General features: G+C 74.5%; 6 protein-coding genes. 5 read left to right on the forward strand and 1 reads right to left on the reverse strand.

Features of this window, described 5'->3' with window-relative positions; all coding sequences use genetic code 11:
• From EEJ42_RS35525 to EEJ42_RS35545, 5 genes are all read left to right on the forward strand, one after another.
• Window positions 1-873, forward strand: an 873-nt coding sequence (locus EEJ42_RS35525; protein ID WP_148082142.1) for a (2Fe-2S)-binding protein, incomplete at its 5' end; no start/stop codon positions are given.
• Entirely contained in the window at window positions 870-3,191 is a 2,322-nt protein-coding gene (locus tag EEJ42_RS35530) for a xanthine dehydrogenase family protein molybdopterin-binding subunit (RefSeq protein WP_123106332.1), read from the forward strand. The genes EEJ42_RS35525 and EEJ42_RS35530, both read left to right, overlap by 4 nt.
• 60 nt (window positions 3,192-3,251) lie before the next feature.
• Window positions 3,252-4,151 carry a GNAT family N-acetyltransferase gene (locus EEJ42_RS35535; RefSeq protein WP_123106333.1) on the forward strand — a complete coding sequence of 300 codons (900 nt, stop codon included), beginning with the start codon at window positions 3,252-3,254 and terminating at the stop codon, window positions 4,149-4,151.
• 64 nt (window positions 4,152-4,215) lie between these two features.
• Window positions 4,216-4,605, forward strand: a complete 390-nt coding sequence (locus EEJ42_RS35540; RefSeq protein WP_123106334.1) for a DUF3592 domain-containing protein — start codon at window positions 4,216-4,218, stop codon at window positions 4,603-4,605.
• A gap of 49 nt (window positions 4,606-4,654) precedes the next feature.
• Window positions 4,655-5,416 carry an SDR family NAD(P)-dependent oxidoreductase gene (locus EEJ42_RS35545; protein ID WP_123106335.1) on the forward strand — a complete coding sequence of 254 codons (762 nt, stop codon included), beginning with the start codon at window positions 4,655-4,657 and terminating at the stop codon, window positions 5,414-5,416.
• Window positions 5,417-5,426: 10 nt separating this feature from the next.
• On the opposite strand, the gene EEJ42_RS35550 is transcribed toward EEJ42_RS35545, so the two are convergent.
• On the reverse strand, window positions 5,427-6,197 hold the full coding sequence (locus EEJ42_RS35550; protein WP_123106336.1) for a sulfite exporter TauE/SafE family protein: 771 nt from the start codon (window positions 6,195-6,197) through the stop codon (window positions 5,427-5,429).
• Window positions 6,198-6,304: the final 107 nt, after the last annotated feature.

Here is a 6,304-nt window from a genome sequence, read left to right on the forward strand (position 1 = left end):
AGCCCGGTCCCCGACGGGCCCGAGGCCGACGCCCCCGGCGAGTCCGCGGCCGAGGCCGGGGCTCCGGCCGACCCCCCGGCCGAGGCCGAACGGCCCGCGGCCGAGGAGGGGTTCACGGACGTCCCGGAGCAGTCCGCCCCGGCCGAGGCCCCGGTGGACGCCCCCGAGGCCCCTGACGCCCCCGCCGAGCCCCTTCCCGCCCCCGCCGAGGACGAGGACCGGGCGGCCCCGGCCGACGTCCTGGACCCGGCCCACAGCGAGCACCCCCAGGCGTCGTACGTGCTGCACGTCAACGGCGCCGACCGGCCCGTCACCGACTCCTGGATCGGCGAGTCGCTGCTGTACGTGCTGCGCGAGCGGCTCGGCCTCGCGGGCGCCAAGGACGGCTGCTCGCAGGGCGAGTGCGGCGCCTGCTCGGTCCAGGTCGACGGGCGGCTCGTCGCCTCCTGCCTGGTGCCCGCCGCGACCGCCGCGGGCTCGGAGGTCCGTACGGTCGAGGGCCTGGGCCAGGACGGCCAGCCCTCCGACGTCCAGCGCGCGCTGGCCGAGTGCGGCGCGGTCCAGTGCGGCTTCTGCGTGCCCGGGCTCGCGATGACCGTGCACGACCTGCTGGAGGGCAACCACGCCCCCACCGACCAGGAGACCCGCCAGGCGATCTGCGGCAACCTGTGCCGCTGCTCCGGCTACCGCGGAGTCGTCGACGCCGTGCGCGAGGTCGTGGCGGCCCGTGAGGCGGCCGACGAGGCGGCGGAGGCCGCGGACGCCGCCGAAGACGAGGCAGCGGCGCACGACCCGGCCCGCATCCCGCGGCAGGCGGGTCCGCCCGGCACGGGGAATGGCGGCAACGGAAGCGGTATGGGAAGGGCATCATGACCGGAATCGCGGACGGCGCGGGAGCCGTCACCGCAACCCCCTCCGCCGGAACGCCCGTACCCCCGCCGCCGCACATGGGGCTCGGCGTGTCGCTCCAGCCCGCCGACGTGACGGCCAAGGCGTCCGGGACCTTCCCGTACGCGGCCGACCTGTGGGCCGAGGGGCTGCTGTGGGCCGCCGTGTTGCGCTCACCGCATCCGCATGCCCGCATCGTCTCCATCGACACCTCCCCGGCCGCCGGCATGCCCGGGGTGCACGCCGTGGTGACCCACGCCGACGTCCCCGGTGACGCATCGCACGGCCGCCGGGTCGCCGACCGGCCGGTGTTCGCCAAGGACCTGGTGCGCCACCACGGCGAGCCCATCGCCGCCGTCGCCGCCGACCACCCCGACACCGCGCGGCTGGCCGCGGCCGCCATCGCCGTCGAGTACGAGGTGCTGGAGCCGGTCACCGACCCCGAGCAGGCGTTCGCCGCCGAACCGCTGCACCCCGACGGCAACCTGGTCCGGCACATCCCGCTGTCCTTCGGCGACCCGGAGGTCGTCGGCGAGGTCATCGTCGAGGGCCTGTACCGGATCGGCCGCCAGGACCCGGCGCCCATCGGCGCCGAGGCGGGCCTCGCCGTACCGCGTCCGGACGGCGGGGTGGAGATCTACACGGCCTCCACCGACCCGCACGCCGACCGCGATCTGGCCGCCGCCTGCTTCGGCCTGGAGCCGGAGCGCGTCAAGGTCGTCGTCACCGGCGTCCCCGGCGCCATGGGCGAGCGCGAGGACCCCGGCATGCAGCTGCCGCTCGGGCTGCTCGCGCTGCGCACCGGCCACCCGGTCAAGCTCGCCGCCACCCGCGAGGAGTCCTTCCTCGGGCACGCCCACCGCCACCCCACCCTGCTGCGCTACCGCCACCACGCGGACGCGCAGGGCAAGCTGGTGAAGATCGAGGCGCAGATCCTGCTGGACGCGGGCGCGTACGCGGACTCCTCGGCGGACACCCTGGCCGCCGCGGTGTCCTTCGCCTGCGGCCCGTACGTCGTCCCGCACGCCTTCATCGAGGGCTGGGCGGTCCGCACCAACAACCCGCCCTCCGGCCATGTCCGCGGCGAGGGCGCGATGCAGGTGTGCGCCGCGTACGAGGGCCAGATGGACAAGCTCGCGGCCAAGCTCGGCCTCGACCCGGCCGAGATCCGGATGCGCAACGCCATGGCCACCGGCGACCTGCTGCCCACCGGACAGACCGTCACCTGCCCGGCGCCGGTCGCCGAAGTGCTCCAGGCCGTCCGGGACGCCCCGCTGCCCGACCTCCCCTCCGACGACCCCGAGGACGACTGGCTGCTGCCCGGCGGCCCCGAGGGCGCGGGCGACCCGGCCGCGGTGCGGCGCGGCGTCGGCTACGCGCTCGGCATGGTGCACATGCTGGGCGCCGAGGGCGCCGACGAGGTGTCCACGGCCACCGTCAAGGTCACCGGGCCGGTCGCCACCGTCATCTGCGCGGCCGTCGAGACCGGCCAGGGCTTCACCACTCTGGCCCGCCAGATCGTGCAGGACGTCCTCGGCATCGAGGAGGTCCACGTCGCCCCTGTCGACACCGACCAGCCCCCGGCCGGACCCGCCTCGCGCGGCCGCCACACCTGGGTCTCGGGCGGCGCGGTCGAGCGCGCCGCCAAGATGGTCCGCACCCAGCTGCTCCAGCCGCTGGCGCACAAGTTCGGCATGTCCACCGAGCTGCTGACCATCGCCGACGGCAAGATCACCTCGTACGACGGCGTCCTCAGCACCACCGTCGAGGAGGCCCTCGAGGGTAAGGAGCTGTGGGCCACCGCCCAGTGCCGCCCGCACCCCACCGAGCCCCTCGACGAGACCGGCCAGGGCGACGCCTTCGTCGGCCTCGCCTTCTGCGCCGTACGGGCCGTGGTGGACGTCGACATCGAGATCGGCGCGGTCCGGGTCGTGGAGATGACCGTCGCCCAGGACGTGGGCCGGGTCCTCAACCCGCGCCAGCTCCGCACCCGCATCGAGTCGGGCATCGCCCAGGGCATCGGCGCCGCCCTCACCGAGAACCTGCGCACCTCCCGCGGCGTCATCCGCCACCCCGACCTCACCGGCTACGCCCTCCCGACTGCCGTGGACGTCCCCGACATCCGCATCGTCAAACTGGTCGAGGAGCGCGACGTGGTGGCCCCCTTCGGGGCGAAGGCGGCCAGCGCGGTCCCGGTCGTCACCTCCCCGGCGGCGGTGGCCGCCGCGGTCCGAGCGGCCACCGGCCGCCCGGTCAACCGCCTCCCCATCCGCCCCCAGGCAGCGGTGGTCAACCGGACGTAGCCGCATGCTCATGGACCCTACGCGCTACGGCCGTATCGCGGTGCCGAGGACCACGAGGACATGGCCGCCGTGCGGCGCGGCTGTGCGGCACGGGACGGGGCCGACGTCCGCTCCGTCGTGGAGGGCGTACCGACGGCGGCGGAGATCGCCGAGACCTCCGCCGCGCTGGACGACCCGTCCCGCAACCAGGCGCTGGTGACGCACGGCGGAAGCGTCGTCGGCTATGTGACGCTCAGGTGGTGGGAGGAGCGGGACGGTACGTGGCTGTACCTGCACCGCGGCCACCTCCTGCCCGAGCACCGTGGCCGGGGCGTCGGCACGGCCATGCTGGACTGGGCCGAGACCCGTATCCGCCACCTCATCGCGCAGCACGGGACCGCGCGGACGGCCGTCCTCGGCGCGAACGCCATGGCCACCGAGCGGGACGCCACCGCGCTGCTGCTGGACGCCGGTTACCGGCGGGTCTTCAGCCTCGTCGAGCTGGAGCTGCCCGATCTGCGCCAACTGCCCGACCCCGGCCGCCCCTTGCCGCCCGGCTTCACCCTCGGCCCCGTCGGGCCCGCCGACTACCGCGCCGCCTGGCAGACGGTCGTCGACTCCTACGCGAACACCCCCTTCACCGAGACCTGGACCTTCGAGGACTTCCTCGCCACCGCCGATCCGGCCTGCTGGCGAGCCGTCCGGCAGGGCGACCGGACGGCCGGTGTCGCCCTGTGCTCGCTGCGCCGTCACGACCGTACGGTCGGCGAGGTCGAGGAGCTGAGCGTGAACGCGGACTTCCGCCGCCTGGGCCTCGGCCGGGCCGTCCTGCTCGCCGGACTGCGCGCCCTCCGCGCCGAGGGGGCGACGACCGCCCGCCTCTACACGGGCACGGCCAATCCGCACCGCTCCTACGACCTCTACGAAAGCGTGGGATTCCGGCGCCGGAACGAATACGTCCGCTACCGCAGGAGCAACTGATGCGCCGAGGGGGCGCGTCCTTCACGGTGATCCCCTTGGCCGCGGTTTCGGAAGGTGTCCGCTCGTGCCCCTCCTGCTCATGTCGATCAGTACGGTCTTCCTCCTGGCCATCGCGCTCTGGACCCCCGCCCGGGCGCACTGGCTGAGGCGGACCGGCCGGCAGGCGGAGGGGCAGGTGACCGGGCGCCGGGTGGTCGACCGGGGCGAGGACCACCACACCGAGCTGACCCTGGCCTTCACCGACCACGACGGCCGCCACCGCGAGTTCGAGACCCGTCTGCTGACCACGCGGGCCGCCCCGGACGTCGGCACCCGCGTCCCGATCGGCTATCCCGCCGACCGCCCGGAGGAGGCCCGGATGCTGACGTACACCTGGCGGGCGACCCGGTCGTATCTGGCGTTCCTGCTGCTGGGCGTGATGTGGATGACGGCGCTGGTGCCGCACTTGCAGTAGCCGAATAATCGGTGTCGCCCGGCGGCCGTCGTTTGCTAGTCCTTGCCGTATGCGGGAGACAGCGCGGACCGACCATGTCGCCATCGTGACCGGAGCGAACCACGGCATCGGGGCGGCGACCGCCGGAGCGCTGGCCGCGCGGGGTGTCGCGGTGCTGTGCGCCCACCTCGGGCCGGGCGGGGAGGAGGTGGCGGAGGGGATCCGGCGTGCGGGCGGGCGGGCCGCGGCCTTGGAAGCGGATCTCAGCGACCCCGCCGTGCCCGCGACGCTCTTCGACGTCGCCGAGGAGCGCCTCGGGCCGGTCGACATCCTGATCAACAACGCCTCGGGGTGGGTCCAGGACACCTTCACCCCGGATCCCGTCGACCGGTTCGGGCGGCCGCTCCAGCCCGTCACCGCGGAGACCTGGTCGCGGCAGTTCGCCGTGGACGCGATGGCACCGGCCCTGCTGATCGGCGAGCTGGCCCGGCGCCACCGGGCGCGGGGCGCCGGGTGGGGGCGGATCGTCGGGCTGACGTCGGGCGGCGACCTCGGCTTTCCCGGTGAGGTCTCGTACGGCGCGGCGAAGGCCGCCCAGGCCAACTACACCCTGTCCGCCGCCGTGGAGCTGGCCGGTCTCGGCATCACCGCCAACGTGGTGCACCCGCCGGTGACCGACACCGGTTGGGTGACGGACGAGGTGCGGGAGTTCGTCGCGTCGAGCGGCACCCACTTCCACGTCGCCGAACCGGCGGAGGTCGCGGAGACCATCGTGTTCCTCGCGTCCGACGCGGCGGGGCTCGTCACCGGCAATACGATCACCCTCCGCTGAGCCGCGCAGCTCACCGCAGCACCAGCTGCACGATCGCGGCCGTCCCCACCGTCACGATCAGGGCCCGCAGCGCGGTCGGGCTGAAGCGGCGGCCCACCGCGGCTCCGGTCATGCCGCCGAGGGCGGAGCCGACCGCGATGAGGAGGACGGCCGTCCAGTCGAAGTGGGCGGCGAAGAGGAAGAACAGCGCGGCGACGGAGTTCACGACGGCGGCGAGCACGTTCTTGATGCCGTTGAGGCGCTGCATCGGCTCGTCGAGGAGCATGCCCATGATGGACATGTAGATGATGCCCTGGGCGGCGGCGAAGTAGCCGCCGTAGACGCTGGCGAGCGTCAGCCCGAGCAGCAGCAGCGGCCCGACGTCGCGCCGGGCGGAGCCCTGCGGCCTCGCCTCGCGGCGGGCGCGCACCTTCTTGGAGATCAGCGGCTGGAGCACGACCAGGACCAGTGCCAGGCCCACCAGCGTCGGCACGATCCGCTCGAACGCCGTGCTGGGCAGCGTCAGCAGCAGCGTGGCGCCCCCGAGGCCCCCGACCAGGGCCCCGGCGCTCAGCTTCAGCACCCGCCGCCCCTGCCCCGCCAGCTCCTTGCGGTAGCCGATGGCTCCGCTGATGGAGCCGGGTATGAGGCCGAGCGCGTTGGACACCGTGGCGGTGACGGGCGGCAGCCCGGTGGCGAGGAGCACGGGGAACGTGATCAGCGTCCCGGACCCGACCACGGAGTTGATCCCACCCGCGCCCACTCCCGCCGCGAAGACGGCCACCATCTCCCACGGCGTCACGCCGCCACCTCCTGTTCGCTGCCTGAGGGAAGTCTCATGGGGTTGACGCTAGACGGTGATCGCTTCGCTGTCCGCCGAAGCCCGGGCGGGGCGCCCCGCGGCGCCCC

Origin of the sequence: Streptomyces botrytidirepellens, from assembly GCF_003721215.1 — a bacterium.
Taxonomy (GTDB): domain Bacteria; phylum Actinomycetota; class Actinomycetes; order Streptomycetales; family Streptomycetaceae; genus Streptomyces; species Streptomyces himastatinicus.

Excerpts from the sequence above, each read along its gene's own strand:
- EEJ42_RS35530 (WP_123106332.1), top strand. The coding sequence starts at position 870 with ATGACCGGAATCGCGGACGGCGCGGGAGCCGTCACCGCAACCCCCTCC.
- EEJ42_RS35535 (WP_123106333.1), top strand. The coding sequence starts at position 3,252 with ATGGCCGCCGTGCGGCGCGGCTGTGCGGCACGGGACGGGGCCGACGTC.
- EEJ42_RS35545 (WP_123106335.1), top strand. The coding sequence starts at position 4,655 with ATGCGGGAGACAGCGCGGACCGACCATGTCGCCATCGTGACCGGAGCG.